Origin of the sequence: Shewanella holmiensis, assembly GCF_025370255.1 — a bacterium.
In the GTDB taxonomy this organism is placed as follows: domain Bacteria; phylum Pseudomonadota; class Gammaproteobacteria; order Enterobacterales; family Shewanellaceae; genus Shewanella; species Shewanella holmiensis.
Map to the genome: position 1 here is coordinate 156349 of NZ_JAMTCD010000004.1, position 25300 is coordinate 181648.

23 protein-coding genes and 1 other annotated feature are annotated in these 25300 nt (G+C 39.9%); of the genes, 14 read left to right on the forward strand and 9 right to left on the reverse strand.

The window, feature by feature from the left end; genetic code table 11:
• Nucleotides 1–194 precede the first annotated feature (194 nt).
• The gene (locus NE535_RS04930) at nucleotides 195–983 is read right to left on the reverse strand and encodes a cytochrome C assembly family protein (protein WP_261297560.1); all 789 of its coding nucleotides are present in this window, start codon (nucleotides 981–983) and stop codon (nucleotides 195–197) included.
• A 355-nt stretch (nucleotides 984–1338) separates the two neighbouring features.
• Here NE535_RS04930 and ffh point away from each other — a divergent pair, with 355 nt between their 5' ends.
• The 8 genes from ffh to NE535_RS04970 all read left to right on the forward strand — a co-directional run bounded on the left by ffh (nucleotide 1339) and on the right by NE535_RS04970 (nucleotide 8078).
• Entirely contained in the window at nucleotides 1339–2712 is a 1374-nt protein-coding gene (ffh, locus tag NE535_RS04935) for a signal recognition particle protein (protein ID WP_261297561.1), read from the forward strand.
• A gap of 192 nt (nucleotides 2713–2904) precedes the next feature.
• Nucleotides 2905–3156: a 30S ribosomal protein S16 gene (gene rpsP / locus NE535_RS04940; RefSeq protein WP_160053063.1), complete on the forward strand. Its 252-nt coding sequence runs from the start codon at nucleotides 2905–2907 to the stop codon at nucleotides 3154–3156.
• Between the two features lie 20 nt (nucleotides 3157–3176).
• Nucleotides 3177–3707: a ribosome maturation factor RimM gene (gene rimM, locus NE535_RS04945; protein WP_261297562.1), complete on the forward strand. Its 531-nt coding sequence runs from the start codon at nucleotides 3177–3179 to the stop codon at nucleotides 3705–3707.
• 15 nt (nucleotides 3708–3722) lie between these two features.
• On the forward strand, nucleotides 3723–4469 hold the full coding sequence (trmD, locus tag NE535_RS04950) for a tRNA (guanosine(37)-N1)-methyltransferase TrmD (protein ID WP_261297563.1): 747 nt from the start codon (nucleotides 3723–3725) through the stop codon (nucleotides 4467–4469).
• A gap of 34 nt (nucleotides 4470–4503) precedes the next feature.
• Nucleotides 4504–4857: a 50S ribosomal protein L19 gene (gene rplS, locus NE535_RS04955; RefSeq protein WP_188740919.1), complete on the forward strand. Its 354-nt coding sequence runs from the start codon at nucleotides 4504–4506 to the stop codon at nucleotides 4855–4857.
• Between the two features lie 511 nt (nucleotides 4858–5368).
• On the forward strand, nucleotides 5369–6460 hold the full coding sequence (locus tag NE535_RS04960) for a 3-deoxy-7-phosphoheptulonate synthase (protein ID WP_261297564.1): 1092 nt from the start codon (nucleotides 5369–5371) through the stop codon (nucleotides 6458–6460).
• An 11-nt stretch (nucleotides 6461–6471) separates the two neighbouring features.
• A complete protein-coding gene (tyrA, locus tag NE535_RS04965) occupies nucleotides 6472–7611 on the forward strand; it encodes a bifunctional chorismate mutase/prephenate dehydrogenase (protein WP_261297621.1) in 1140 nt (379 codons plus the stop codon).
• A gap of 128 nt (nucleotides 7612–7739) precedes the next feature.
• Nucleotides 7740–8078 (forward strand): hypothetical protein, encoded by a 339-nt coding sequence (locus tag NE535_RS04970; protein ID WP_261297565.1) that lies wholly within the window; start codon nucleotides 7740–7742, stop codon nucleotides 8076–8078.
• 54 nt (nucleotides 8079–8132) lie between these two features.
• Here NE535_RS04970 and NE535_RS04975 read toward each other — a convergent pair whose 3' ends face one another.
• Together NE535_RS04975 and hpf are read right to left on the reverse strand one after the other, a co-directional pair.
• A complete protein-coding gene (locus NE535_RS04975; protein ID WP_261297566.1) occupies nucleotides 8133–10073 on the reverse strand; it encodes a chorismate mutase in 1941 nt (646 codons plus the stop codon).
• A 48-nt stretch (nucleotides 10074–10121) separates the two neighbouring features.
• Nucleotides 10122–10241: a sequence feature (Phe leader region), on the reverse strand.
• Between the two features lie 114 nt (nucleotides 10242–10355).
• Nucleotides 10356–10706, reverse strand: a complete 351-nt coding sequence (hpf, locus tag NE535_RS04980; protein ID WP_188841281.1) for a ribosome hibernation-promoting factor, HPF/YfiA family — start codon at nucleotides 10704–10706, stop codon at nucleotides 10356–10358.
• A 373-nt stretch (nucleotides 10707–11079) separates the two neighbouring features.
• Between hpf and NE535_RS04985 the strand changes: the two genes are divergently transcribed.
• Nucleotides 11080–11745, forward strand: a complete 666-nt coding sequence (locus NE535_RS04985) for a cytochrome b/b6 domain-containing protein (protein ID WP_261297567.1) — start codon at nucleotides 11080–11082, stop codon at nucleotides 11743–11745.
• A gap of 91 nt (nucleotides 11746–11836) precedes the next feature.
• Here NE535_RS04985 and NE535_RS04990 read toward each other — a convergent pair whose 3' ends face one another.
• Nucleotides 11837–12286, reverse strand: coding sequence for a c-type cytochrome (locus NE535_RS04990; protein WP_261297568.1), 450 nt, complete (start codon nucleotides 12284–12286; stop codon nucleotides 11837–11839).
• A gap of 364 nt (nucleotides 12287–12650) precedes the next feature.
• Between NE535_RS04990 and trpR the strand changes: the two genes are divergently transcribed.
• On the forward strand, nucleotides 12651–12926 hold the full coding sequence (gene trpR, locus NE535_RS04995; RefSeq protein WP_261297569.1) for a trp operon repressor: 276 nt from the start codon (nucleotides 12651–12653) through the stop codon (nucleotides 12924–12926).
• 758 nt (nucleotides 12927–13684) lie between these two features.
• Here trpR and slyD read toward each other — a convergent pair.
• Nucleotides 13685–14245: a peptidylprolyl isomerase gene (gene slyD / locus NE535_RS05000; protein ID WP_261297570.1), complete on the reverse strand. Its 561-nt coding sequence runs from the start codon at nucleotides 14243–14245 to the stop codon at nucleotides 13685–13687.
• A gap of 697 nt (nucleotides 14246–14942) precedes the next feature.
• On the opposite strand from slyD, the gene thrA reads away from it, so the two are divergent.
• The 4 genes from thrA to NE535_RS05020 all read left to right on the forward strand — a co-directional run bounded on the left by thrA (nucleotide 14943) and on the right by NE535_RS05020 (nucleotide 20438).
• On the forward strand, nucleotides 14943–17411 hold the full coding sequence (thrA, locus tag NE535_RS05005; RefSeq protein WP_261297571.1) for a bifunctional aspartate kinase/homoserine dehydrogenase I: 2469 nt from the start codon (nucleotides 14943–14945) through the stop codon (nucleotides 17409–17411).
• Complete coding sequence (gene thrB / locus NE535_RS05010; protein WP_261297572.1) at nucleotides 17411–18361, forward strand: homoserine kinase; 951 nt, start codon at nucleotides 17411–17413, stop codon at nucleotides 18359–18361. Before thrA ends, thrB begins: the two co-directional genes overlap by 1 nt.
• 35 nt (nucleotides 18362–18396) lie before the next feature.
• Nucleotides 18397–19680: a threonine synthase gene (gene thrC / locus NE535_RS05015; RefSeq protein WP_261297573.1), complete on the forward strand. Its 1284-nt coding sequence runs from the start codon at nucleotides 18397–18399 to the stop codon at nucleotides 19678–19680.
• 206 nt (nucleotides 19681–19886) lie between these two features.
• A complete protein-coding gene (locus tag NE535_RS05020) occupies nucleotides 19887–20438 on the forward strand; it encodes a hemerythrin domain-containing protein (protein ID WP_261297574.1) in 552 nt (183 codons plus the stop codon).
• A gap of 126 nt (nucleotides 20439–20564) precedes the next feature.
• On the opposite strand, the gene NE535_RS05025 is transcribed toward NE535_RS05020, so the two are convergent.
• The 4 genes from NE535_RS05025 to NE535_RS05040 form a co-directional block, all read right to left on the reverse strand.
• Complete coding sequence (locus NE535_RS05025) at nucleotides 20565–20750, reverse strand: DUF3545 family protein (RefSeq protein WP_261297575.1); 186 nt, start codon at nucleotides 20748–20750, stop codon at nucleotides 20565–20567.
• A gap of 197 nt (nucleotides 20751–20947) precedes the next feature.
• Nucleotides 20948–22582 (reverse strand): glucose-6-phosphate isomerase, encoded by a 1635-nt coding sequence (gene pgi, locus NE535_RS05030; RefSeq protein WP_261297576.1) that lies wholly within the window; start codon nucleotides 22580–22582, stop codon nucleotides 20948–20950.
• Nucleotides 22583–22599: 17 nt separating this feature from the next.
• Nucleotides 22600–23553, reverse strand: coding sequence for a transaldolase (gene tal / locus NE535_RS05035; protein ID WP_261297577.1), 954 nt, complete (start codon nucleotides 23551–23553; stop codon nucleotides 22600–22602).
• Between the two features lie 293 nt (nucleotides 23554–23846).
• Nucleotides 23847–24959: an OmpA family protein gene (locus tag NE535_RS05040; RefSeq protein ID WP_261297578.1), complete on the reverse strand. Its 1113-nt coding sequence runs from the start codon at nucleotides 24957–24959 to the stop codon at nucleotides 23847–23849.
• Nucleotides 24960–25300: the final 341 nt, after the last annotated feature.

Sequence of the window (25300 nt, forward strand, 5' to 3'; positions counted from 1 at the left end):
TTTACAGCTAAAATGGATGAGTTAAGTTGGACATTATTAATGACTGACAAAAAGAGTCAAGAGATATGCTGGGATATTATCCCTAAACTGCAAAAGAAAGTGGTTGTTATCGCAATAAACTTGCAAAAAAGTAGTGGGCTTTGATAAGGCTATCTAGCTAGATAGCCGTTATATTCAAACACAAATAAAGGTAATTAATTGAGGATAAGTTCTTTGACAATACGGGCACCAAAGTAGGCTAGTGACAATAAACCTGCTCCCGATAAGCTATAAAGCACCGCCGTTCGGATACGACAACCTATAGTGTAATGTTGCCAAAGCATTGCGCCATAAACCAACCAAGCGACGATAGATAATATCGCTTTGTGGCCTTTTCCTTCGACAAACATGTCTTCAAGAAAGACAAATCCAGTAATCAGTGACAGGCTGAGTAACACAAACCCGATGACTACTAAGTGATATAGCTGACGCTCAACTGTCATGAGCGGTGGCATTGAAGGGCTCATGATCATTTTTTTGGTTTTGAGCTTATTTTGAATCATCCATAACTGGAGTGCGTAAAGTGCTGCAATCATCAAGGCACTATAAGCCATCAGTGATAGCACTACATGGGCCAAAATTTCTGGATGTAGTTCAAAATGAGTAATAAATTGAGGTGGTAACAACCACAGTAAAGCAACAGATATGATAGAACAGGCATAAATTACCGGTAATACAACAATGACTTTTAGTCGTGGTAATGTCACGGTAAAGGTAAAGGCGATGATCCAGTTAACCATTGATATTACATTGGTTAAACTGAAGTTTTGCCCATCAAGGGTAAAAATGGAATTCGATAAGGCAAAACCATGCATCACCACACCCAGAGCAGATATGATCATAATGAGTTTGCGATTAGGGCCATCAGCATGAAATAGCCGGCTAGTAGCAAGGATCAATGCAATACAATAAAACAACATAGCCGAAGCAGAAAAAATAACCATCCGATTTGAACCTATCAAGTTATACAGACATGTTGACTGGATAAAATATCAAGCCATAAAAAGTACACGGGCATTATAGGGTTAGACTAACATGAAGTTACCCTATAAGGGCAGTGACCTAATACGCAAAATTTAACAGTATCCTACTCTTAGCTGCAAATAATTTACGTTGTGTCATAAATGATGCTCTAAACACAGGAAAAATCGATTGAGTTTGTGTTAAAGCCAATGCTTTTATACCAAGGTTATCCGGTCGTTTGGACTAAAAATGAATAAATTGTCACACAAGCGCGCATCTTAAAAAATTTTGAGTATAATAGTGCGCATTATCGAGAAGCGTATTAAGAGCAGTTAAATGTTTGAGAATCTATCTGACAGACTATCAAGAACACTAAAAAATATCAGTGGTCGTGGTCGATTAACGGAAGACAACATTAAAGACACCTTACGTGAAGTCCGCATGGCTTTGCTCGAGGCTGATGTTGCGTTACCTGTGGTAAGAGAATTTGTTAACAGCGTCAAAGAGCGCGCAGTTGGTCAAGAGGTCTCAAAAAGTTTAAGTCCAGGACAGGCTTTTATTAAGATTGTTCAAAGTGAACTTGAACGCGCAATGGGCGAGGCGAATGAAGCATTAGATTTAGCTGCACAACCACCTGCCGTAATTATGATGGCTGGTTTACAAGGTGCGGGTAAAACCACTTCTGTCGCTAAGCTTAGTAAGTTGTTACGCACTCGCCATAAAAAATCAGTATTAGTGGTCAGTGCTGACGTTTATCGTCCCGCGGCTATTAAGCAGCTTGAAACACTAGCCGCAGAAGTTGAGGTTGAATTTTTCCCCTCAGATGTGAGCCAAAAGCCTTTAGATATAGCTAAAGCGGCTATTGCTCATGCCAAATTAAAGTTTATTGATGTTGTTATTGTTGATACTGCAGGTCGTTTGCATGTTGACGAAGCCATGATGGACGAAATTAAAGAACTTCATGCGGTGATAAAACCGATTGAAACCTTATTTGTTGTTGATGCTATGACAGGTCAAGACGCGGCAAATACGGCTAAGGCCTTTAATGAAGCATTACCACTTACTGGGGTTATCTTAACCAAAGTTGATGGTGATGCTCGTGGTGGTGCAGCGTTATCAATTCGTAGTATTACCGGTAAACCGATTAAATTTTTAGGTGTTGGTGAAAAAACTGACGCCCTTGAACCTTTCCACCCAGATCGTATCGCGTCGCGTATTCTTGGTATGGGTGATGTGCTGTCTCTCATTGAAGAAGTGGAACGTGGTGTCGATAAAGACAAAGCCATGAAGCTTGCTTCAAAAGTGAAAGCTGGTGGTAGCTTTGATTTAGAAGACTTTCGTGAACAATTGCAGCAAATGAAAAACATGGGCGGCATGATGAACATGATTGAAAAGCTGCCTGGTGTTGGTCAACTGCCTCCAGAAGCCTTAGCGCAAGTTCAAGATGGAAAAATGACCGGGCAAATGGAAGCGATTATTAACTCCATGACAGCCAAAGAGCGTAAAAACCCAGATGTTATCAAAGGGTCACGCAAGCGTCGTATCGCGTTAGGTTCAGGTACACAAATTCAAGATGTAAATCGTTTATTGAAACAATTTACTCAAATGCAAAAGATGATGAAAAAAATGTCATCCAAAGGCGGCATGAAAAAAATGATGCGAGGAATGAGCGGTATGCTTCCACCTGGCATGAAAATGCCTGGCCGTTAATTTATATTTCAATCTCCGTAAGAGAACACTTGCTTTGCAACTATAATCCAGTTTTGCTGTAAAAAACGGCACATTGGGTTGCAATAGTTTCAAAGTCAGGTAAAATCTTCCGGCTTTCTTTCTGGGACCTTCGCGAACACGGGTTCCAGTTTTTATTTTTGCTTCTAGCAAATCATTAGAGGAATAAAACGCATGGTTACCATTCGTTTAGCTCGTGGCGGCGCAAAAAAGCGTCCATTTTACAATATCGTTGTTGCTGATAGCCGCAATGCTCGTGACGGTCGTTTCATCGAACGTGTAGGCTTCTTCAACCCACTAGCTCGTGGTCAAGAAGAAACTTTACGTTTAGATTTAGACCGTGTTGAGCACTGGGTTGCTACTGGCGCGGCAACATCTGAGCGTGTTGCTAAGTTAATTAAAGACGCACGTAAAGCAGCTGCTTAATTGCGTTTAGGTATAGATTGATGAGTAGTAACCAACAGCCGATTGTGCTGGGAAAATTAGGCGCAAGTCACGGCATTAAAGGTTGGCTAAAAATCACTGCCTATACCGATTCTGTTGAAGGCATTTTTGATTATTCTCCATGGCTCATTTATGACCAAGGGGAATGGCGTGAAGTTAAAGTCAGCCAGTGGCGCTCACAAGGTAAAGCGATTATCGCAGAACTTGAAGGAGTATCGTCACGGGAACAGGCGCAAATGCTCACAAATTGTGAAATTGCAATTATGCCTGAACAAATGAAAGAACTCAGTGATGATGAATTTTATCACCGAGATCTTATCGGATGTGAAGTGACAAATAGTAACGGCTATAACATGGGTATTGTTGACCAGATCGTGGAAACAGGATCAAACGACGTATTACTTGTTAAAGCTAATGCCAAAGATGCTTTTGGCAAAGTGGAACGTATGATCCCCTTTGTCCCTGAACAATTCATTTTAAAAGTGGATTTGCAAGGTAAACAGATAACAGTGGATTGGGATCCTGACTTCTAAGTCGAGGTACAACACATGTGGTTAGGGGTTATAACCCTGTTTCCAGAGATGTTTCGTGCCGTTACAGACTTTGGGGTGACGGGTCGAGCCGTAAAAAACGGCCTGCTTGAGGTGCAAACGTGGAATCCTCGTGATTTCACCCATGATAGACACAACACGGTTGATGATCGCCCTTACGGTGGTGGACCTGGAATGTTAATGATGGTGCAACCTTTACGAGATGCCATTCATGCAGCAAAAGCTGCAGCGGGTGACAGAGCGAAAGTGATTTATCTATCCCCTCAGGGACGCAAGCTGGATCAGCAAGGCGTAACTGAGTTAGCTAAATCAGACAGTTTGATTTTAGTGTGTGGTCGCTACGAAGGTATCGATGAGCGCATCATTCAAACTGAAGTGGATGAAGAGTGGTCAATTGGTGATTACGTGCTTTCGGGCGGTGAGATACCAGCAATGACTTTAATCGATTCAGTGGCGCGTTTAGTACCAGGTGTACTAGGTAAGCAAGCTTCAGCAGAGCAAGATTCTTTCTCTGATGGGTTACTGGATTGTCCTCATTACACGCGCCCTGAAAACTTAGATGGCATGGATGTACCAGCAGTGTTGCTAAGCGGCGACCACGAAAAAATTAGACTCTGGCGGTTGCAACAAAGTATCGGAAGAACTTTTTTACGACGACCAGAAATATTTGAAAATCTAGCTCTGACTGACGAACAAACAGCACTATTAGTGCAGTTTATTAACGAAACGGACACGTCCGAATAGTCATCGCTTCAGTTATTCTAGAACGGAGTAAGTTATGAACAACATCATTAAAATGCTCAACGATGAGCAAATGAAAACAGACGTACCTGAATTTGGTGCTGGTGATACAGTAGTAGTTCAAGTTCGCGTAAAAGAAGGTGATAAAGAGCGTCTTCAGGCTTTTGAAGGTATCGTTATCGCAAAACGTAACCGTGGTTTGCACTCTGCATTCACAGTTCGTAAAATCTCTAATGGTGAAGGTGTTGAGCGTGCTTTCCAAACGCACAGCCCATTAATTGCTAGCATCGAAGTTAAGCGTCGCGGCCGTGTTCGTCGTGCTAAACTTTACTACTTACGTGAGCGTTCAGGTAAATCTGCACGTATCCGTGAAAAATTGGCAACTAAGTAATAGTTATCAATTTAGTTTAAAAGATGCAGTGTTCGCACAACTAACCGCCGATAGGCGGTTTTTTGTTTTTATACTTGAGGCTAGAGGTGCGATGATTTTTAGGTTTTATCGGTATATCAACAATATCGTTCAAAAAAGCACAAAAGCAAAAAAGCAAAAAAGCAAAAAAGCAAAAAAGCAAATTATTCAATCAAAAGTGGATAAGCCACTATCTTGCTACTCTTTCATTTAGTTTTATTAACTTCTTTTTTAATTTAGCCATACCAGCTGAAATTGTTAAGTTAAAGAAATCTATTTATATGTTACATCTACTAAAAATGGGCGCGTCATTTGGGTCAATACAACATTTTCACATTTTGATTGAAATAACCCTTGATATCATTCTGACTCGCAGGCATAGTTAGCGCTAAGATGTAATGGTGTATCATTACAAAATTACATGTAAGGTGTTAATTACTGTTAGCAAGCTTTACATTGTTGCCTTTTAAAAGATAAAAAGTGAGTTGATATCATGCAGCAAGATACCATTAACAACGTTCATATTAGTTCTGAGCAAGTGCTCTCTACACCGACTCAACTTAAGCAAGAGTTACCTCTTTCTGCACATGCATATCGCTATATTTTAGATGCACGTAAAACGGTTGCGGATATTGTACACAAGCGAGATAGCCGTGTACTTGTGGTAACAGGACCTTGTTCTATACATGATATCGATGCAGCTAAAGAATACGCATTGAAGCTCAAAAAATTACATGATGAACTCAGTGATGAATTTTATATTTTAATGCGAGTGTATTTTGAAAAGCCTCGTACAACTGTTGGTTGGAAAGGCTTAATCAATGATCCGAATATGGATGAGTCTTTTGATGTTGAAAAAGGCTTAAGAATGGCGCGTGAGTTGATGATTTGGCTAGCAGAGCTGGAATTACCGGTAGCGACAGAAGCGCTCGATCCGATTAGTCCGCAATATATCTCAGAACTGGTTACCTGGTCGGCAATTGGTGCACGTACAACTGAGTCACAAACTCACCGTGAAATGGCATCGGGGCTATCAATGCCTGTTGGCTTCAAAAATGGTACCGAAGGTAAGTTAGATGTTGCTATTAATGCATTAAAATCGGCTGCAAGCAGTCACCGTTTTATGGGGATCAACCAAGAAGGGCAGGTCAGTTTATTACAAACGGCAGGTAACCCTGATGGGCATATTATTCTACGTGGTGGAATTTCACCAAACTATGACGCACAAAGTGTTGCAGAATGTGAAACACAAATTCACAACGCCAAACTAAATGCACGGCTTGTGGTTGATTGTAGCCATGGAAATTCCTCTAAGGATCACAATCGTCAAAAACAAGTATGTGAAGACGTATTTAATCAAATTGTTGAGGGCAATAAATCCATTATTGGTGTTATGCTAGAAAGTCATTTAAATGCGGGTAATCAAAGCACGAATAAACCTTTAAATGAACTCGAATATGGTGTGTCTGTTACAGATGCTTGTATCGATTGGACCACCACAGAAACGATATTACGACAAGGCGCTAACCAATTATCTGCAGTGCTTCCGACTCGATTCGATATGCTGCAAGTTGTTAATGGTTAATGAAAAGTATGATGAACGAAAAAACCACCGCTGATTTAGAAAAACTACGCGATTTAATTGATGGGGTTGATCAACAACTTCTTCATTTATTACGTAAACGTTTAGATTTAGTCGCCCAAGTTGGTGCGGTAAAGCATGCTGCCGGAGTGCCAATTTACGCTCCGCAACGTGAAGCTTCTATGTTAGCAAAACGTCGTGATGAAGCGCAAAAAATGAATGTGTCACCACAGCTGATTGAGGATATTCTACGTCGATTAATGCGTGAATCTTATTTGAATGAAAAAGATGTTGGTTTTAAACAGGTCAAGCATGATTTAGGTCATATAGTGGTTGTGGGCGGCGAAGGTCAGCTTGGGCAGTTATTTACCCAAATGCTAACATTATCTGGTTATCAAGTGAAAAGCTTAGATAAAGATGATTGGCACCGTGCCAATAGCTTATTTGATGGTGCTGGATTAGTGATTGTCACTGTTCCCATCAAAGTCACTTGTAATGTGATACGAGAACATCTCACCAATCTACCTGAAACATGTATTTTAGCGGATTTAACTTCAATCAAAGAGCAACCGGTTGAAGCCATGCTTAGTGCACATACAGGACCTGTCGTTGGTTTACATCCTATGTTCGGTCCAGATGTTGGCAGTCTCGCCAAACAAGTCATTGTGGTTTGTCATGGACGTCATGCTGAAGCTTATCAATGGCTGCTAGATCAAATAGTTATTTGGGGGGCGAGAATTGTTGAAGCTGAACCGGTCAAACATGATAAAGCGATGCAACTGGTTCAGGCAATGCGTCACTTTTCTAGCTTTGTGTATGGCATGAATTTATGTGAAGAGCAGGCCGACATTGATACTTTATTACAGTTTAGTTCACCAATTTACCGATTAGAGCTGGCTATGGTAGGGCGATTGTTTGCTCAAGATCCTGAGCTTTATGCCGATATTATTTTTGCCCAACAAGGAAGCCAAGACGCGATTAGTGACTATTTAGACAACTATCGAAATGCGCTTGCATTGTTAAAGTCTGGCGACAGAAGCACATTTGTAGAAGAGTTTAAGCGTGTGGCAAAATGGTTCGGTGATTTTGCACCACAGTTTCAACATGAAAGCAGAGCGATGTTGCAATCAGTTAATGATATGAAAGCAGGTTAAGCATTTTTCATCGTTTGTTGATTGCGTAAATTTAGTCTAGGGCTTATGTTTATAGTGTTGTGAAAAGATTATTGTGTTGTCATGATGCAATTTGTGTAGTTTTTATCATTCACCATGGAGATGAGCCCATGACAACATCCAATATGCTGTCTACATCGACACCGCAAGATAAAACAGTCGGTCATTTTCTATATGCCATGATGAGTGCTTTTCCGTTATTTTTAATTCCCGTATTAGTTAGCTTTTGGCTTAATCTTATTCAGAAGAACATTCAACCTAATTCATTGCTTGGTTCTCACCTTCGCTGGCAGAGGCTAAGCATTATCGGTTTATGCCCTTTCTTTATTGCCGGTTATTGCTTCAACCCTACATGGTTAAGTATCACCATGTACTTGCTTGGTATCAGTTGGTTTAGTTATCGCATATTTAAAGGTTGGGTAAGCTTAAATGAAGGTTTGATGGTTTAAGTTATCACTTAGCAATAAAAAAATGCCGGTATTTACCGGCATTTTTGTTTTTACCTATTGATAGAGATCGTGGAGTAAACGGCTACTGGCTGTCGTGTTAGGGTAGGACAATACAATCCCGTTTGATTGTAACTGTTTTGCTGCTTTAGCTTGGCTGTAACCTAAGGTTTCGTCTTCATTGCTAATGTTACAAATAATCGGCAAGTGGCATGTTTGCTTAACCGCAACTAATGAAGACAAGTCTAAGTTTATAGTATCGGGTTTTGCAAAACTTCTTATACCAGAATCACACAGAATCACCTGTTGATTGCCTTTGGTTAGCACTGTTTGCGCTGAGGACAGCCAATCTTCTAAACTGGCAATGTGATTACGCTCAATTATTATTGGCAGATTCAAACATCCTAGCTGATCTAATAAATCCTGATTATACATATTCTGGCCGCTTAACATTACCATATCAGCTAAGTGGCTGCAGGTGATGTCGGCTTCGTGTTCAACATAGATAACACTGACAAGACCAGCTTGTTCGATAATTTGAAAATATTTTTTAAGCTTGCTATCACCAATAAAAGTTGAAGACTGATGAAGAATAATGGCTTGAAAACCCATTTCCTTACTTTGTTTTGCAAGACTGGCTAATTCAGTTTCATTTTGAGGATTACTAACAAATTGAAATGCGCCAAAGTGAGTGCCACCAACTTGCAAATGCTTGCAATGCACTTCGCTGTCTTGTGATTTATATTTTCGACTGTACTTTGCTTCTAACATGTTGGTATTGGTTGTAGTTAATTCAGTTTTTTTGGAGCTATCGGGTTCAATTAACAGCTGAGCTTGTGATAGTTGAGTTGGTTTTACCGACTCGCAAGGGTAACAGCCAAGCACTTTAATAAAGCGAGTTAAACGTTCCAATTCCTTAATGGCTTGCTGAACATCTTGATGTGCAAGATTGCCATCGATGTCGATATAAAACATTTCTTCCCATGGTGTACCAGGTATTGGCCTTGACTCAAGCTTCGACATGTTTAAGTTATGGGCTTTTAACACTAACAGGGCTTCAACTAACGCTCCTGGTTTTTGACCTGTTGCCATAATTAAGGTGGTTTTTGCCGGTAGCTGTGTCGGTACACCGACAGCTTTTCTGGCGACCACGATAAAACGGCTTTGATTTATTTTTTGATTGGCAAGGCCATCTTCAATTGCGGTTAGTTTGTATAAAGCACCGCCTTCTGCACTGCCAATAGCTGCAACGTTTGCATTATCCGCTTCAATCACTTTCGCCATCGCCTCAGCACTACTGGAACAGTACTCTAGTTTAAACTCAGGATGTTGGCTTAAATAGCGACTGCACTGACTAATGGGTTGTGGATGGGCATAAACTGTTCTAATTTCAGCCGTGTTTGCCCCAGGTTTAGCCAGTAAACAATGTCCGACTTCAATGGTGGTTTCACCAACAATCGATAAACTGGTGTGTTGCAATACGTCATAAACTTCATTGATTGATCCTGAAGAGGTATTTTCTATGGGTAAAAAACCGTAATCAGCATGGCCAGATTCTACTGCGTTGACAATGTCATCAAAGCTTTGACAACCAAAATCAACCATAGTGACCTGGCGTCGATCACAATAACGTGTTGCAGCTAAGTAAGAGTATGATCCTCTTGCCCCTAAAAACGCTACAGTGTATTGCTGTTTTTGGGTGTCAGGGTTTGCTCTACTATGCAAAAAAGCTTGTTGGTTAAGTACAGAGTCCTCAATAATGCTTTGATATAGCGAAATAACAAAATGCGCATCAAGGCCTTTTTCGCGTCCTTGCTGTACTAGACGCTCTAACAGCTCTTTCTCTCTTTGGGTGTCTCGGATAGGTCTGACATCGACTTCTTTGCTACGGGCTACTTCAAGGCTTAATTCTCGACGTTTTGAGAGTAAGGTCAGTAATTCGTTATCCAACGATGTAATTTGTTCTCGAGTTAGATTTAACCCTTGTGGTTTATTCATACTCACCTCTTAATATAATTTAACTGATTTACTTCATTTACGAGTAAAAACTAAAAAGCCTCCCGTTGGGAGGCTTTGGTATTTTCATTTTCTTTTTGATACAGAAAAACCGCCTCCCTATTTGGGCTGCATAAAAAAGAAAATAAAAACGCGACGTAATATTTGATTCATGGCTTAAAACTAAAACGTAGCTTGATAAGTGTCAATGTAAAATTACTCACTTTGCAGAAAGAGCAATAAAAAGCGCATCCGAGGATGCGCTCTGTGTGTTTAATAATAAAATCAAGCTGCTGTTTCCTCCTTATATACATATTCAAAGTCATCTTCTGCATTTTCAAATGTAGCATGACGTTGAGCTTGGGGTTTATCGGTCAGGCGATTTAGCTGTTTCTCCAGCTTTTTACCCATTGCAGTGATTGCTGCGTAAAGGTTTTCATTTTTCGCCTGGGCAAATAATTCTCCACTTGGCAAGCCTATAGAGGCTTCTATCTTAAAGAGCTGCTTTTCCTGCGTGATGATGATATGTGGATTAATTAATTGAACATCGTGTCTTGTTAATTTTTCAATTTGTCCTTCGATGCGTTCAAGAATAGGGGCAGTGACTTCAAGTTGCTTGCTAGTGATTTTCAGCATATTTTGAACCTTCTGTTGTATTGCTTAATTTCAGATTACCAAGTTATTACATATAAAATGTGATCTTCATCACATAATTTGATAGGGGTTTTACTGAAAGAAGCAAATTTGATCGCTTAGACATTTTCATTAAAAAGATACTGAAAACCGCTTGTAAAGCCACTTTTTAAGGCGCATATTTGAATGGATAACAACCCAGCGTGTTTTCTTTTTTTGACTTTATTTCTCGTTAAAATCTCCTGTCTACATCAATCGTAATATTTCTTACATTTCTTTACGTTTCGAATTCACCTAATTGATATAAAAAATTTTATAATGCCTAAGGGGTTCGCAATGGCGAATGATTAAACATTTATTCAAGTCGAGTTATTAGATGCATTCTCAGTCGAAAAAAATCAAAGTGTGGGACTTACCTGTAAGAGTATTTCATTGGAGCATGCTTGCTCTCCTTATTGGTTTATGGTGGAGTGCTGATGCTGGTGAAATGAGCCTTCATCAAGTATTTGCTTACCTTCTAATGGCGATTTTATCTTTTCGTCTGATTTGGGGGATTATGGGGAGTGATACTGCTAGATTTAGTCACTTTGTTCGTTCCCCTAAAAAAGTCATTCAATATGCCTCTAGTCCACAAAAGCCAGAATCCATAGGTCATAATCCTATGGGAGGTTATATGGTACTTTTGTTGCTCAGTTTGCTGACAATTCAGTTAGTCAGCGGTTTATTTGCAACTGATGATATTTTCACCGAAGGCCCACTTTATAGTTATGTTTCATCTGCAACCGCAAGCACAATGACTTGGCTGCATAAACAAAATTTCAATCTAATTTTGGGATTTTCTGCGATGCACGTTTTGGCTGTGGTGATTTATCTGTTGAAAGGCGAGAATCTTATTAAGGCGATGTTCACTGGCTATAAACATCTCAAAGTAGAAGGGCTACAACCTAAAATGCGTCAAGCTTGGATTGGATTGGTTCTTTTTGCGATTATCTTTGCTTGTGTTTGGTTTAGTGTGTTAGCCAATGCTGTAAAATATATGTAAATACAGTAAGATGTTGTTAGGTTTGATATGAAAAACCCCATATTTCTGAATAAGAGTATGGGGTTTGATGTTTTAGAGTTTGGTATTTAGCTTAGTCTTTCTTATAGACATCATGACAGCCTTTACAGCTTTGTCCTGTATTACCGAATGCATCTTTAATTTGACCTAAGTCGCTACCCTGTGCAGCAATTGCTAACTTAGCAGCATTTTCTTGGAACTGAGTCATCTTACTATCAAAATCAGCTTTATCAGCCCAAATTTTAGCGAGTGCATCGGTATCACCTTTATCCGAACCAGTGATAAATCCTTCATGTGGAATTTTAGAAAGCGCAGCAACATTGGTTGCACGACTAGCAAATACAGCGGCATCGAAGTCTTTTTTACCCTTAAGCATCGCACCCATGTCGCCAAAATTATAAGCGATTAGGCCAAACGCCGATTTACGGTAGTCAATTGCATGCTCAGTGTCTTTAAAGTTATTTGCATAAACACTTGGTACAAGCAATACAGTAGCAGTCATTGCAATCAATAGTTTTTTCATCATATTCTCTATAATTATTAGGTGGGTAATGACATTATTTTACAGATTTTCAAACGGATATCACGTTTAGATTGTTTCCGAATGTGAGCGAAATTTACAAAAGCTTAATTTTAGTGTTCAGCTTGCCATTTAGATTAATGATTTACCTCGATTTTAAGTTGGATGTTAAACCATGCTTTACAAAAGATTTGGCATTAATTCTATGATTTTATGTTATTTAATTTTTATGGTCATATTAGTTTATTTTGATATTCTGTACAAATAATCATCCACGATAAATGTAAGGCCTATTACTTTACGGCTAGCTTTTGCTTTCAGCGGGTTACTTGTTATTATCTATATGACTTTATTAAAGAGAGCAACTATGAGAGCGAACTGGAGTTTAGTAGTCGAGAAAATTTTGACTCATTCGAATCATGATGATTTAGCCGTTTTATTTCGATTATTACTAACAGAAGAAGAACGTAGCGCGATAGCTGGACGACTAAAGGTGTTTCAAACCTTATTGGCTGGAGAGTTAAGTCAAAGACAAATTGCTGCGGAGTATCAGGTGAGTATTGCGACTATTACCCGTTGTTCAAATTACCTTAAAAATATGTCAGCAGAGCAGCGTGAACAAGTACAAAAGTTGATTTTATAAGTTATTGACAATAAATATAAACTTAGCACAACTGAACAAAATGAAAAACCGCTTGGTAATATCAAGCGGTTTTGTTGTTTATATCATTCTTACTGTGAATGCTTAGACCCTTAAGGCGGGAATTTTGTGCCTCCTGTAGGTCGATCTTCTAAGTAATAAATATGTACCGAAGGTCAATAAACAGATGGCCAATAGCGCACTAGAGTCTTTAGGGTAAAAACGATAAAGCAATGCGGCTGACAATATGTACAAAAATGGCATGTAGGCATACAACCAGTCAGGCATGACACCTTCCCTACGCTTGCGTTTTATATCCGTTCGTCGATTCTCAGAGCGAAGGTTATAAATTCGGGCTCCTGATAAATAAAGCAAAATGGCGGCGGCTATCGCATACTGTTGTTGCAGTATTAGCACGCTTACACCACCAATTACGATGTAAGTGTAAGGTAAAAGCTCGTATACAGGTTTAATTAACATAAGCACTCCGTCGCTGCTCATTAATTATTATTACGATTAAAAGTCTCGTTCACTACCCAAAGTTCAAAAATCTTCCGTAATCAAAAAGATGGGGAAACGTGTACGTAACACGGTTTAAGACGCGCCCGTTTTACCGACCGCACTTGTATTAATTATAGTCCATAAAAAAAGTCGCAGGCTATTTTTTAGCCTGCGACTTCTATAGATTTCAACCTTTTTACTGATCCTAGTGTGATGATTATCACCTACTAGTCTTAATCAGTTTTGAAGCTTATATCGTGTTAGTGGCAACCGCAGCCGCCATTACCATCACATCCAGGTTTTTGAGTGTCACATGGTTCATGGTCGTGATCATGACCACCGCCACAACTGCCGCCGTGGGCATGAATATGACCGTGAGCAATTTCTTCTGCTGTAGCTTCGCGAACATCAACAACTTCAACATTGAAGGTTAAAGCTTGACCAGCAAGAGGGTGATTACCATCAACAACAACGGTATCATCTTTGATTTCGGTAACTTGCACTGGACGTTGGCCCATTTCTGTTTCTGCAATAAAGCGCATACCCGGTACGATATCTTCGATATCACCAAAAGCGGCTAAAGGGACTTCTTGCTTTAAACCCTCGTGATATTCGCCATAGGCTTGTTCTGCTGGAATAGTTGCTTCAAATTTATCACCAGCAACTTTACCTTCTAATTCTGCTTCTAGACCAGGAATAAGGTTTTCAGTGCCTTGTAAATAAATCATTGGCTCAGCATCAAAAGAGCTTTCCAACAATTGACCTTGAGCATCGCTTAGGCGGTAATGAATAGTTACTGCTGCATGTTTTGAGATTTTCATAAAGACTCCAATAGCTGATATCGGCGCATAATACATTTTTTTTATTTTTGCTGCGATGATTTACATCAGGTTTTGCTAAATTTCTAGTGATTAAATGCTTTAAATTCTAATTATTTTGATCTTGGACGTTGATTTACCAAAATGAAAAGGGTTTAAGCTTTCTTGTTAACATATTAAGTATCATTAAGCGGTAGATAAATAGGCTTTTAGCCCAACTCTTACTTTATGCTATGAAAAATATACAGTTTTTAAATCTACCATTCTTCGCGTTTACGTTAGCGTAAATGAAGTGTTTGCTTGGTTTCATTGCTAATTGTATTGATGTTTCAGATTGTGAAATATGTAATCTTAAATAAATCAACTTAAATGTTAGTTAATATGTAAATAAATCGACAAGCGGGGTTGACAATATAGTGCTAAAAAAGCAATTCTGTAAGCATTAGTCAATAAGGCGCTACGTAAACGAGTAAGATTACGTATACAGCTTCGAACCTGAATTTAGTAAGTGAGCAAGATGTCAGCATATAAGCACGTTGTTATTACAACAATTATTACAACCACCACTATTACCATAGTGGGGGCGGGCTGATACATCCTAAAAAGAATTCAATAAATAGCCCGCTTCCCCACAAAGGAAGCGGGCTTTTTTATTATAAATTTTTGCATTGATGTCATGTATTTGACTGGAGAAGACGAAATGAAAGTAATGAAATTTGGTGGTACATCTTTAGCAAATTGGCCGCGTTTTTTAATGGCGGCAGATATTATTGCTGAGTCTTCTAAGTTAGAACCTGTAGCAACCGTACTTTCAGCGCCAGCAACGATTACTAATGCGCTGTTAGAGATGGTTGATTTAGCGGTAAAGGGGGAATCATATCAGGCTGTTGTTCAGCATATCGATACCGTATTTAATACTTTATATGCACAAGCAAGCGAACAGTTGTTATCGTCAGCGCAGCAGGCTGTGCTGCAAGTGAAGTTAAATGACCAAATGCTGCAATGGAAACATAAGCTAGAAGGGATTTGCTTATTGGGTGAATGCCCTGATTCAGTAAGAGCTGCAATCGTGGTGTCTGGTGAGCGCTTATCTGCGGCATTAATGGAACAAGTTATGCTCGCGAAGGGGATTACATCAGCACAATTAGATCCTGTGTCGTTATTCCTTGCACATGGGCAGCCTTTAGAGTCTGTTGTGGATATTAATGTAAGTAAGCCACGTTTTTCTGTGCTGCCTTTAAATGATTACAGAGTCTGGGTGATGCCGGGTTTCACTGCTGCGGACGCCCATGGAAAAATTGTCACCTTAGGTCGTAATGGTTCTGATTATTCTGCAGCAGTACTGGCGGCATGTTTAGATGCCTCAAGTTGTGAGATTTGGACTGATGTTGACGGCGTTTACAATACAGACCCTAGAGTGGTGACAGACGCGAAGTTATTGTCACAGCTCAGCTATCAAGAAGCCATGGAACTTTCTTATTTTGGGGCAAAAGTCTTGCACCCTAAAACAATTGCTCCTATTGCTCAATATCATATTCCTTGTTACATCAAAAACAGTTTTAACCCATCTGCACCAGGCACATTAGTGTCTAACGATGCCGATAAAACGGGACTGCAAGTTAAGGCCATTTCGAATCTTGACGATCAAACAATGTTTAACGTATCAGGCCCTGGTATGAAAGGCATGGTTGGGATGGCCAGCCGAACATTGGCGGCTATTTCACGTAGTGGTATTTCGGTATCGCTTATTACGCAAAGTTCTTCTGAATACAGCATTAGTTTTTGTGTGGCAACCAGCGAAGCAGCTAAAGCTAAATGGTCATTAGAACAAGAGTTTGAATTAGAAATAAAGTCTGAACTGTTAGAACCTATCGAGTTACGTCAAGGTTTAGCGATTGTGTCCTTGATTGGCGATGGGATGAAAACTCATAAAGGCGTTGCGGCTAAGTTTTTCAGTGCGCTGGCCAAAGCGAGCGTTAATATCATAGCGATTGCCCAGGGGTCTTCTGAGCGTTCAATATCGACGGTCATTCAGCAAGGTAAAACTAAGCATGCCATAGGGGCTTGTCATCAAGCTTTCTTTGATGTGCAGCAATATGTTGATGTGTTTTTAGTTGGCGCGGGGAATGTTGGAGCAGGGCTGCTTGAGCAAATAAAACAACAGAATGAAATGCTCAAAGAGCAACATATCAGTATTCGCGTTTGCGGAATTGCTAATTCACGTCAAATGCTACTCGATAGTAATGGCGTTGATTTATCCAATTGGCAAGGATTAATAAGTGATAATGCTCAAGCATATGATTTAAATGCCTTACTAGCGTTTGGGCAAGAGCAGCAATTACTCAATCCAGTGTTAGTAGATTGTACCTCAAGCGCCGCAGTTTCCGACCGCTATTTAGATGTGATGAATGCAGGTTTTCATGTGGTTACTCCTAATAAAAAGGCCAACACTCGTGATTATGCGTTTTATCAATCATTACGCAAAGTTAGTTTAGAGCAACGTCGTCAATTTTTATATGAAACAACCGTGGGTGCAGGCCTACCCGTGATTGATAATTTGAAAAAGCTTTTATGTGCGGGTGATAAACTGCATAAGTTTAATGGTATTTTATCAGGTTCATTATCGTATATTTTCGGTATGCTGGATGAGGGCATGAGTTTGTCGCAAGCTACATCAATTGCTCGTGATAAATGCTTTACAGAGCCCGATCCTCGTGATGATTTAAGCGGAATGGACGTTGCTCGCAAAGTGCTGATATTAGCCCGGGAGGTCGGCTTAGCGTTAGAGTTAAGCGATATCAACATTGAATCGGTTTTACCAAATGATTTTGATGATAGCGGTGATGTGGACGCATTTATGGCTAAATTGCCTAGCTTAGATGCTCAAGTTTCAGAGCGTGTACTCAAAGCGCAAGCCGAAGGTAAAGTGTTGCGCTATGTTGGCCAAATCGACGAAGGCAAGTGTCATGTTCGCATAATAGAAGTTGATGCAAACGATCCATTATACAGCGTAAAAGGTGGCGAGAATGCCCTTGCATTTTATAGCCGTTATTATCAACCTATTCCCTTTGTATTACGTGGATACGGCGCCGGTACTGACGTGACTGCTGCAGGTGTCTTTGCCGATGTATTAAGAACACTTAATTGGACACGTGAGGTAGGGCTGTAATGGATAAAAGTAATCAAGCAGCAATCACTGTCTATGCACCAGCCTCTATGGGAAATGTCGGCGTAGGCTTTGATTTGTTAGGGGCGGCGTTAGCCCCAATCGATGGCAGTTTGTTAGGTGACCGTGTCACAATTAGCAATATCGATACAGGTGTTGAATTTGAGCAAGTCGGGGCTTGGGCACATAAACTGCCAACCAATTTGACTGAAAATATCGTCTATCAATGTGCAGTATTTTTTCTTGAGAAATTACAGCGAACCGACGGGGTAAAATTAGTATTAGAGAAAAATTTACCCGTAGGCAGTGGCTTAGGTTCTAGTGCTAGCTCGGTTGTTGCTGCACTTTATGCCTTGAATGAACATTTTAAACAGCCATTTGACCAACAAGCGCTATTGCTATTAATGGGCGAATTTGAAGGGCAAATATCAGGTAGTATTCATTATGATAACGTGGCGCCATGTTACTTAGGCGGTATGCAACTGATGCTTAACACCGCTAAAAAAGTGTGCGCGCCTATTCCAAGCTTTAAGCAATGGTATTGGGTGGTGGCATATCCTGGTATTTCATTATCCACTGCAAAAATGCGCGCCTTATTGCCAGCACAATACGATAAAGCTGTGGCGATAGAGTTTGGTCGTTACTTGAGTGCATTTGTGCATGCCAGTTACCAGCAAGATGCAGACATGGCGATTGAAGTGCTTAAAGATGTATTAGCAGAGCCTTATCGCGCAGCAGCGATCCCAGGTTACCTTGATGCTAGAGAAGCACTGCAACAGCAAGGAATGCTAACAACTGGGATATCCGGCAGCGGACCAACCTTATTTAGCGTAACCGACTCATTAGAAAAAGCACAACAGGCGAAAGCGTGGTTAGAGCAACATTATGTGACAGAACAAGGTGGTTTTGCCCATGTATGTCAATTAGATGAACAGGGTACTCGCCTCGTTTAACTGACAAACCGTATTCAATTTTATAGGTAATGGTAATGCAATTATATAATTTAAAACATCCTTCTCAGGAAGTGAACTTCAGTCAAGCAGTACAGTTGGGATTAGGTAAAGATAGAGGGCTATTTTTTCCTAAATCAATTCCAGTGTTAAACAATATTGATGACTTGTTGGCAATGCCTTTTGCTGAGCGCAGTAAGAAGGTACTCGGCGCATGGCTTGCGAATGAGTTAGGTCAGGATAATGTCGATGGTTTAGTGGATAACGCATTTACCTTTGAAGCGCCACTTGCCGAGGTTGATTACCATCGTAGTTGTTTAGAGTTGTTCCATGGCCCTACTTTAGCATTTAAAGACTTTGGAGCCCGCTTTATGGCTCAATGCGTTAATTTATTGTCAGCAGATAAAGGATTAACCATTTTAACTGCCACTTCAGGCGATACTGGCGCAGCAGTAGCAGATGCTTTTTATGGGCTAGACAAAGTGCAAGTTGTGGTGATGTATCCTAAGGGAAAAATCAGTGAACTGCAGGAAAAGATGTTCACCACTTTAGGTAAAAACATCCATACAGTGGCGGTGAATTCTGATTTTGATGCCTGCCAACATCTCGTTAAGCAAGCATTTGATGATGCGGAAGTGCGCGAAGGGCTGGCATTAAACTCGGCAAATTCAATCAATATTAGCCGCTTGTTAGCGCAGATATGTTATTACTTTGAAGCGATTGCCCAAGCCAAAAAAGCAGGTCATGAAAACTTTGTGGTATCGGTGCCTAGCGGAAACTTTGGTAATTTAACCGCAGGCTTGTTTGCCAAAGCTATGGGCTTGCCAATCAAACGTTTTATTGCTGCAACCAATAGCAACGATACAGTGCCGCGCTATCTTGAAAATGGGGATTGGGCTCCGCACGATACAGTGGCAACTATGTCTAATGCAATGGATGTGTCCGAGCCAAGTAATTGGCCTCGAGTAGAAGCGATTTGTCAGCAAATGGGCTGGCCGTTATCTGATATTACAGGCTTAGCGTTGAATGAATTACAAACCTCAGAAGCACTAAAAAATCTTTATCAATTAGGTTATCAATCAGAGCCGCATGCTGCAATTGCCGCTCAGGGTTTACGTCAATTGCTGGCTAAAGATGAATACGGTATCTTTTTAGGCACGGCTCACCCTGCGAAATTCAAAGATGTTGTTGATCGTGAGTTACAAGTTGACTTACCGCTTCCTCCTGAACTAGAAGCCGTAGCGAATAAGCCAATTCTATCAGTTGAATTGGATGCTGATTTCAGTCAGTTAAAATCTCATTTATTTGCTACGCTTCGTTAAATCTTGCGAGTTAGACTCGATTAATAATTGATTTGCTATTTAAAAAACACTCAACTTTTTGAGTGTTTTTTTGTTTTAGGGGATTGAGATATTTTTCTAGAACATGATCTTGGTCATAACTAATATTTATCAATAGAGTAGATTGGGAAATACTATGAGTTTTGACTAAAATATAGACTAGTGAGGTTTACATGACGGAGAAGACTATGCTTAAGCGATTAAAGCGAGATCACCAACATATAGCCATATTATTGGACATACTCAGCAATAAAAATAACCGATTAATTGAAGGTGAAGCAGTTAACTTCAACCTTGTTAGAGACATTGTTGAGTATATGCAAGGTTATGCTGAACACAGCCACCACCCATTAGAAGATATTACCTATCAATATTACGTAAAAAAAATGTCAGTGCCAAACAGTGAGCAGCTTCATGATGAACATGACAAGCTGGCCCAGGTATCAGGTTCTTTAATGTACAGTTTAAATATGATCCTTTCTGATATCGTGATTTCAAGAGAGAAGTTAATTAATGATTTAGCCAATTATATTAAGCTCCAAGTTGCACATATGCAGTTTGAGGAACAAGAAATATTTCCTCATTTTGCTAAATCATTGGATGGGGAAGATTGGCAGAAAATTGAACATTTATGCCAGAAAAAACTAGTTGATGATCCACTATTTAGTGAAAATGATAATGCAATTTTTGATGATCTTCGCACGTATATTGCCAATGTCGATAAAAAGATGAAGTTATAGCGCATTTGTCGTAATTCCCTATTAGATTAAGTCTGATAGAGTACAAGTAGATAGATCAAAAAGAGCACCCTAGGGTGCTCTTTTATATTCATGCATAATTGAATAAATATTCACTTGAGCTAATATTTATAATACTAAAGTATTTGCATCAAATTCGAAAGAGTCATCAATATCTTGTAACTCTTTCAGTAAGCGCTGCTTATCTTTAATTGCTTCAATCTCGCGCCATTTACGTTTTTTGTTTGAACTTTTTGTACGGCTTGGTCTTTCAACAACTTCATCTAACGCACAACCATAATCTAAACGATCCATGGTAACCTCCCTTGTTATTATGATGTCTCTATGCAGATAAATAACATATTTCCATCATAGGGTGCAATAGTTATGTTTCATTAATGTTAACCTGAGGTTAAGCTTTGATGAATAAATAAATCACTCGCTAGGATTCTATGCTGAAATTGCTAAATTCAAACTCATAAAAAGCCAGCTTTCGCTGGCTTTTTTAGTGATTAAATCTGTCCTTGACGATACAAATTGATTAAAGAATTGCTGGAACAATCTAACGCTTGAGCGTCATTTTCGGCCCCGATTCGGTCTAGTACATCATTGCCTAGTACTTTTCCTAATTCCACACCCCATTGATCAAATGAATTGATTTGCCAAATTATCCCTTGAACAAACGTTCTGTGTTCATACAGTGCAATTAATGCACCTAAGGTCGGTGGCGTTAACTTATCCATCAATAAAGTATTGCTAGGTTTATTGCCAGTCATCACTTTATGTTTAGCAATAAGCTGCTTTTGAGCATCATCAAGCTTACTTGAGCTCATTTCGGCTAATGCTTCTTCGTAGGTACGACCTTGCATTAACGCTTGGGTTTGGCCGAAGCAATTTGATGCTAGCTGATTATGATGCTCACCGAGCGGATTATGACTTTGTAGCGGCAAAATAAAATCAGCAGGGATCAGTGCAGTACCTTGGTGTAACAGCTGATGATAAGCATGTTGACCATTTGTACCTTCGCCTCCCCATATAACTGGGCCAGTACTGTAATCTACCGCTGTGCCATTCAAGGTAACGGACTTGCCATTGCTTTCCATATCCAGTTGTTGGAAATAAGCAGGTAAACCACGTAAATAGTGATCGTAAGTTAAAATCACATGAGATTGGGCACCATGAAAGTTGCTATACAACACAGATAGCATCCCCATGATCACAGGCATGTTGTGTTCTAGAGGAGCTTGCTGAAAATGTTGGTCCATGTCAAAGGCACCAGATAACAGTTCTTTAAAGTTATCCATACCAATAACAAGTGCAATAGGTAATCCAATGGCTGACCATAATGAATAACGTCCACCAACCCAATCCCACATAGGGAAGATGTTGTTAGCATCCATTCCAAATTCAGTAGCTTTGGCCACATTAGATGTGACGGCAACAAAGTGCTGTGCTACGTCTTGCTGCGATGCGCCTTGAGCTAAAAACCACTCTTTGGCACTTAATGTATTTGTGAGTGTTTCTTGGGTACCAAAGGACTTTGACGACATAACAAACAGAGTGGTTTCTGCGTTTAATCCTTTTAACTTCTCGCAAATCGAAGTGGCGTCAACATTGGCCACAAAGTGACAATTTAAGCCTTTCCAATAAGGTCGCAAAGCTTGGGTGACAATTTTAGGCCCAAGAAAAGATCCACCAATACCAATACTGACGATGTCAGTGATGGCTTTACCTGTATAGCCAGTCCATTGTCCGCTTTGAACTTGCTCTACAAACTCTGCCATTTTAGCCAAGGTCTGTTGCACTTCAGGCACAATATTTTGTCCCTCAGCGTTGATGGTTTGCGAAGCTTTACTGCGAAGAGCGGTATGCAATACCGCGCGTTGCTCGGTGTTATTTATGATGTCACCTGAGAACATGCCAGCAATTTTATCTGTTAACTGTGCTTCATTGGCAAGTTTGAACAATAATGCCAATGTCTCTTCATTTACACGGTTTTTTGAATAATCCAGTAATAGCCCACAACTCTTTAAGTGCATTGCATTAAAGCGTTGGTCATTCTTCTCAAATAACTCACGCATGTGCGGTAATGCCGCAGTATGAGTGGCTAATTGTTGCCATGTGGCTGATTGTGTTAATTGAGTCATTAATTTACAGTCCTTGTTTAGCTTAATTTCTCTTTTAGCATGACCTCAAGTTTACCTTGGTCGACTGCAAAGTTTCTGATCCCTTCGGCTAATTTATCCACTGCCATAGCATCTTCGTTGAATGCCCAACGGAACTCTGCTTCTGTTAGCGCAGTCGGCGCAGTTGATGATGCCGAGACCACTTTAAGTTTTTCAGTCACAATGACATCAGTATTGGCTAACTCTTCTAATAGAGCAGGTCCAATGGTTAAGCGATCGCAACCTGCTAATTCAATAATCTCACCGATATTACGGAAGCTCGCTCCCATCACTACGGTGCTATAGCCATGTTGTTTGTAATAATCATAGATTTCAGTAACAGAAATCACACCAGGATCCGTTTCTGCGGTGTAGTCTTTGCCGGTATCTTTTTTGTACCAATCAAGAATACGGCCTACGAAAGGAGAAATAAGATAAACACCAGCTTCAGCACAGGCTCTTGCTTGAGCAAAACTAAATAATAAGGTGAGGTTACAGTTAATGCCTTCCTGTTCTAGCTCTTTCGCTGCGCAGATACCTTCCCAGGTTGAAGCTAGTTTGATTAGGATGCGGGATTTATCAATTCCAGCTTCTTTATAAAGCTTGATAAGCTTATGCGCCTTATTAATAGAACCTTGCTTGTCGAAAGAAAGGCGCGCATCTACTTCAGTTGAAATACGACCAGGGACAAGTTTTAGGATCTCAACGCCAATGTTAACGGCAAGTTTATCACCAGCATCTTCAATTTGTTGAGCTTGATCGTTACTTTGGCTTTTTGCCCAAGCAACAGCATTATCGATTAAAGAGGCATACTCAGGAATTTGTGCGGCTTTCAAAATCAATGATGGATTGGTGGTCGCATCTTCTGGTTGATAACGTTTGATTGCCTCAATGTCACCTGTATCTGCAACAATTGTGGTAAATGATTTGAGTTGAGTGAGTGCGTTGGCCATGTAACGTTTCCTCTCGATAAGCAAAATGAATGTTTCAATCCCTTTATTAGAAGCGATTTTACCCTTTATTCCAACTTTTTTTGTAAAAAAATTACGAAAAATTACAGCTTTTTACTTAAATTCGGTTTTTTATTGTAGCTTAATTCCGTATTTGATTACGGATGAAATAACTTAGCTTAAATATCTAGTATGCTAATTAGGTTTAAAGCAACAATTTATGGTGTTTTAGATTGTTCATAAAACAAAAAAGCCGCTGAAATCAGCGGCTTTTCATTTTAGCGTTATAGACTAAATTATTTTAGTACTGCGCGCTTTTCAGTACCGGTAACGATAGCTTCGATACGACGGTTTTGCTTATTCGCTTCAGGTGTGTTGCCTTCAACGATAGGCTTAGTGATACCATAACCAACAGACTTGATGCGGTTGCTGCTGATACCATATTTGCTTTCTAAAGCTTGTGCAACAGAGTTAGCACGACGCTCAGAAAGTGTCATGTTGTATGACGCTTTACCAACATTTGAAGCATGACCTTCAATGATCACTGTGTGCTCTGGATTTTTCTTCATGTAGTTTGCTAACTTTTCGATATCAGCATATGAAGATTGATTGATCACAGAAGAGTTGTTAGCGAATAAAATGCCACCTAAGTCATGCTTAGTTGTTGCCATTTCATATACTGTACAACCTGTAGCATCTACTTTATGGTCGCTTGGTGTGTTAGGGCATTTGTCTAAACGATCAACAACACCATCATTGTCTGAATCAACATCAGCAGCTACAGCTGCAACAACTGGAGCGGCAACAGCAGCAGGGGCGGCAGAGCCAAAGCGGTAGCTTAGTTCAAGACCCCAGTAGTTGCTTTCCATAGAAAGTGTGTTCCACTTTTCTTCGTCTAAGTTTTCATAACGACGGTACTTAGCTGCTAACTTTAGGTTTTCAGTGAAGTTGTAACCGATACCAGCGCCAACATATGGTGCAATACCACTGTCGCTATAGTATTCAGTGTTCCACTGCTTTTTGTTAGAAATTAGGTAGTTCATTGCACCAGCTTCTGCTGATAAAGACCATTTGTCAGCAAATGGGTAAAACGCAACTAAACCTAAAGTCATACCACGAGCACCAACATCATTTAATTTGTTGCTGTAGTCAACCCATTCAGCACGGCCTAGGTCACGGTAACCTAATTCCACACCGAAATAATCATTGAATAAGTATCCGCCGAATACATCCCATGCATACGGGTCGTCTTCGCCACATACTTTCATGGTTTTTTGGTCACAGTTTGGCTCGTAGTTGTTTACGCCTAAACCGCCACCTACATACCAAGGAGACATTCCTTCTGCTGCAGATGCAGCAAAAGGTAACATAGAGGTGAGTAATACTACTTTTAATGTGTTCTTCATCATTTATAAGTCCTTTGTTATTTTACTTCACCAATACACATGCTTCTAGTTTGTTATAAACATGTGAAGCTGACACTTGATAGGTGAATCCATTATGTTTTAGTCAGCGGCGTAATTATCGTTGCTAATTGAGTGATTTGCCATAGTAAAAATGATTAATTTATGTTTAACGTTAAAATAAAGGAAGAGTTAGGGGATTGACATCTTCAGTTTATTTTACATTTTTTTGGGGGGGGTGTGCTGGGTGTTAGAATTATGTTGCTGATAGAGGGGGCGTTTTAATAAAGTGTCCTCAAATAATAAATGCGCCCATGGGACGCATTTATTTGATTAAGTATTATTTG

Coding starts and splice junctions, on each gene's coding strand:
- NE535_RS04930 (WP_261297560.1), bottom strand. CDS start 983: ATGGTTATTTTTTCTGCTTCGGCTATGTTGTTTTATTGTATTGCATTG.
- ffh (WP_261297561.1), top strand. CDS start 1,339: ATGTTTGAGAATCTATCTGACAGACTATCAAGAACACTAAAAAATATC.
- rpsP (WP_160053063.1), top strand. CDS start 2,905: ATGGTTACCATTCGTTTAGCTCGTGGCGGCGCAAAAAAGCGTCCATTT.
- rimM (WP_261297562.1), top strand. CDS start 3,177: ATGAGTAGTAACCAACAGCCGATTGTGCTGGGAAAATTAGGCGCAAGT.
- trmD (WP_261297563.1), top strand. CDS start 3,723: ATGTGGTTAGGGGTTATAACCCTGTTTCCAGAGATGTTTCGTGCCGTT.
- rplS (WP_188740919.1), top strand. CDS start 4,504: ATGAACAACATCATTAAAATGCTCAACGATGAGCAAATGAAAACAGAC.
- NE535_RS04960 (WP_261297564.1), top strand. CDS start 5,369: ATGCAGCAAGATACCATTAACAACGTTCATATTAGTTCTGAGCAAGTG.
- tyrA (WP_261297621.1), top strand. CDS start 6,472: ATGAACGAAAAAACCACCGCTGATTTAGAAAAACTACGCGATTTAATT.
- NE535_RS04970 (WP_261297565.1), top strand. CDS start 7,740: ATGACAACATCCAATATGCTGTCTACATCGACACCGCAAGATAAAACA.
- NE535_RS04975 (WP_261297566.1), bottom strand. CDS start 10,073: ATGAATAAACCACAAGGGTTAAATCTAACTCGAGAACAAATTACATCG.
- hpf (WP_188841281.1), bottom strand. CDS start 10,706: ATGCTGAAAATCACTAGCAAGCAACTTGAAGTCACTGCCCCTATTCTT.
- NE535_RS04985 (WP_261297567.1), top strand. CDS start 11,080: ATGCATTCTCAGTCGAAAAAAATCAAAGTGTGGGACTTACCTGTAAGA.
- NE535_RS04990 (WP_261297568.1), bottom strand. CDS start 12,286: ATGAAAAAACTATTGATTGCAATGACTGCTACTGTATTGCTTGTACCA.
- trpR (WP_261297569.1), top strand. CDS start 12,651: ATGAGAGCGAACTGGAGTTTAGTAGTCGAGAAAATTTTGACTCATTCG.
- slyD (WP_261297570.1), bottom strand. CDS start 14,245: ATGAAAATCTCAAAACATGCAGCAGTAACTATTCATTACCGCCTAAGC.
- thrA (WP_261297571.1), top strand. CDS start 14,943: ATGAAAGTAATGAAATTTGGTGGTACATCTTTAGCAAATTGGCCGCGT.
- thrB (WP_261297572.1), top strand. CDS start 17,411: ATGGATAAAAGTAATCAAGCAGCAATCACTGTCTATGCACCAGCCTCT.
- thrC (WP_261297573.1), top strand. CDS start 18,397: ATGCAATTATATAATTTAAAACATCCTTCTCAGGAAGTGAACTTCAGT.
- NE535_RS05020 (WP_261297574.1), top strand. CDS start 19,887: ATGCTTAAGCGATTAAAGCGAGATCACCAACATATAGCCATATTATTG.
- NE535_RS05025 (WP_261297575.1), bottom strand. CDS start 20,750: ATGGATCGTTTAGATTATGGTTGTGCGTTAGATGAAGTTGTTGAAAGA.
- pgi (WP_261297576.1), bottom strand. CDS start 22,582: ATGACTCAATTAACACAATCAGCCACATGGCAACAATTAGCCACTCAT.
- tal (WP_261297577.1), bottom strand. CDS start 23,553: ATGGCCAACGCACTCACTCAACTCAAATCATTTACCACAATTGTTGCA.
- NE535_RS05040 (WP_261297578.1), bottom strand. CDS start 24,959: ATGATGAAGAACACATTAAAAGTAGTATTACTCACCTCTATGTTACCT.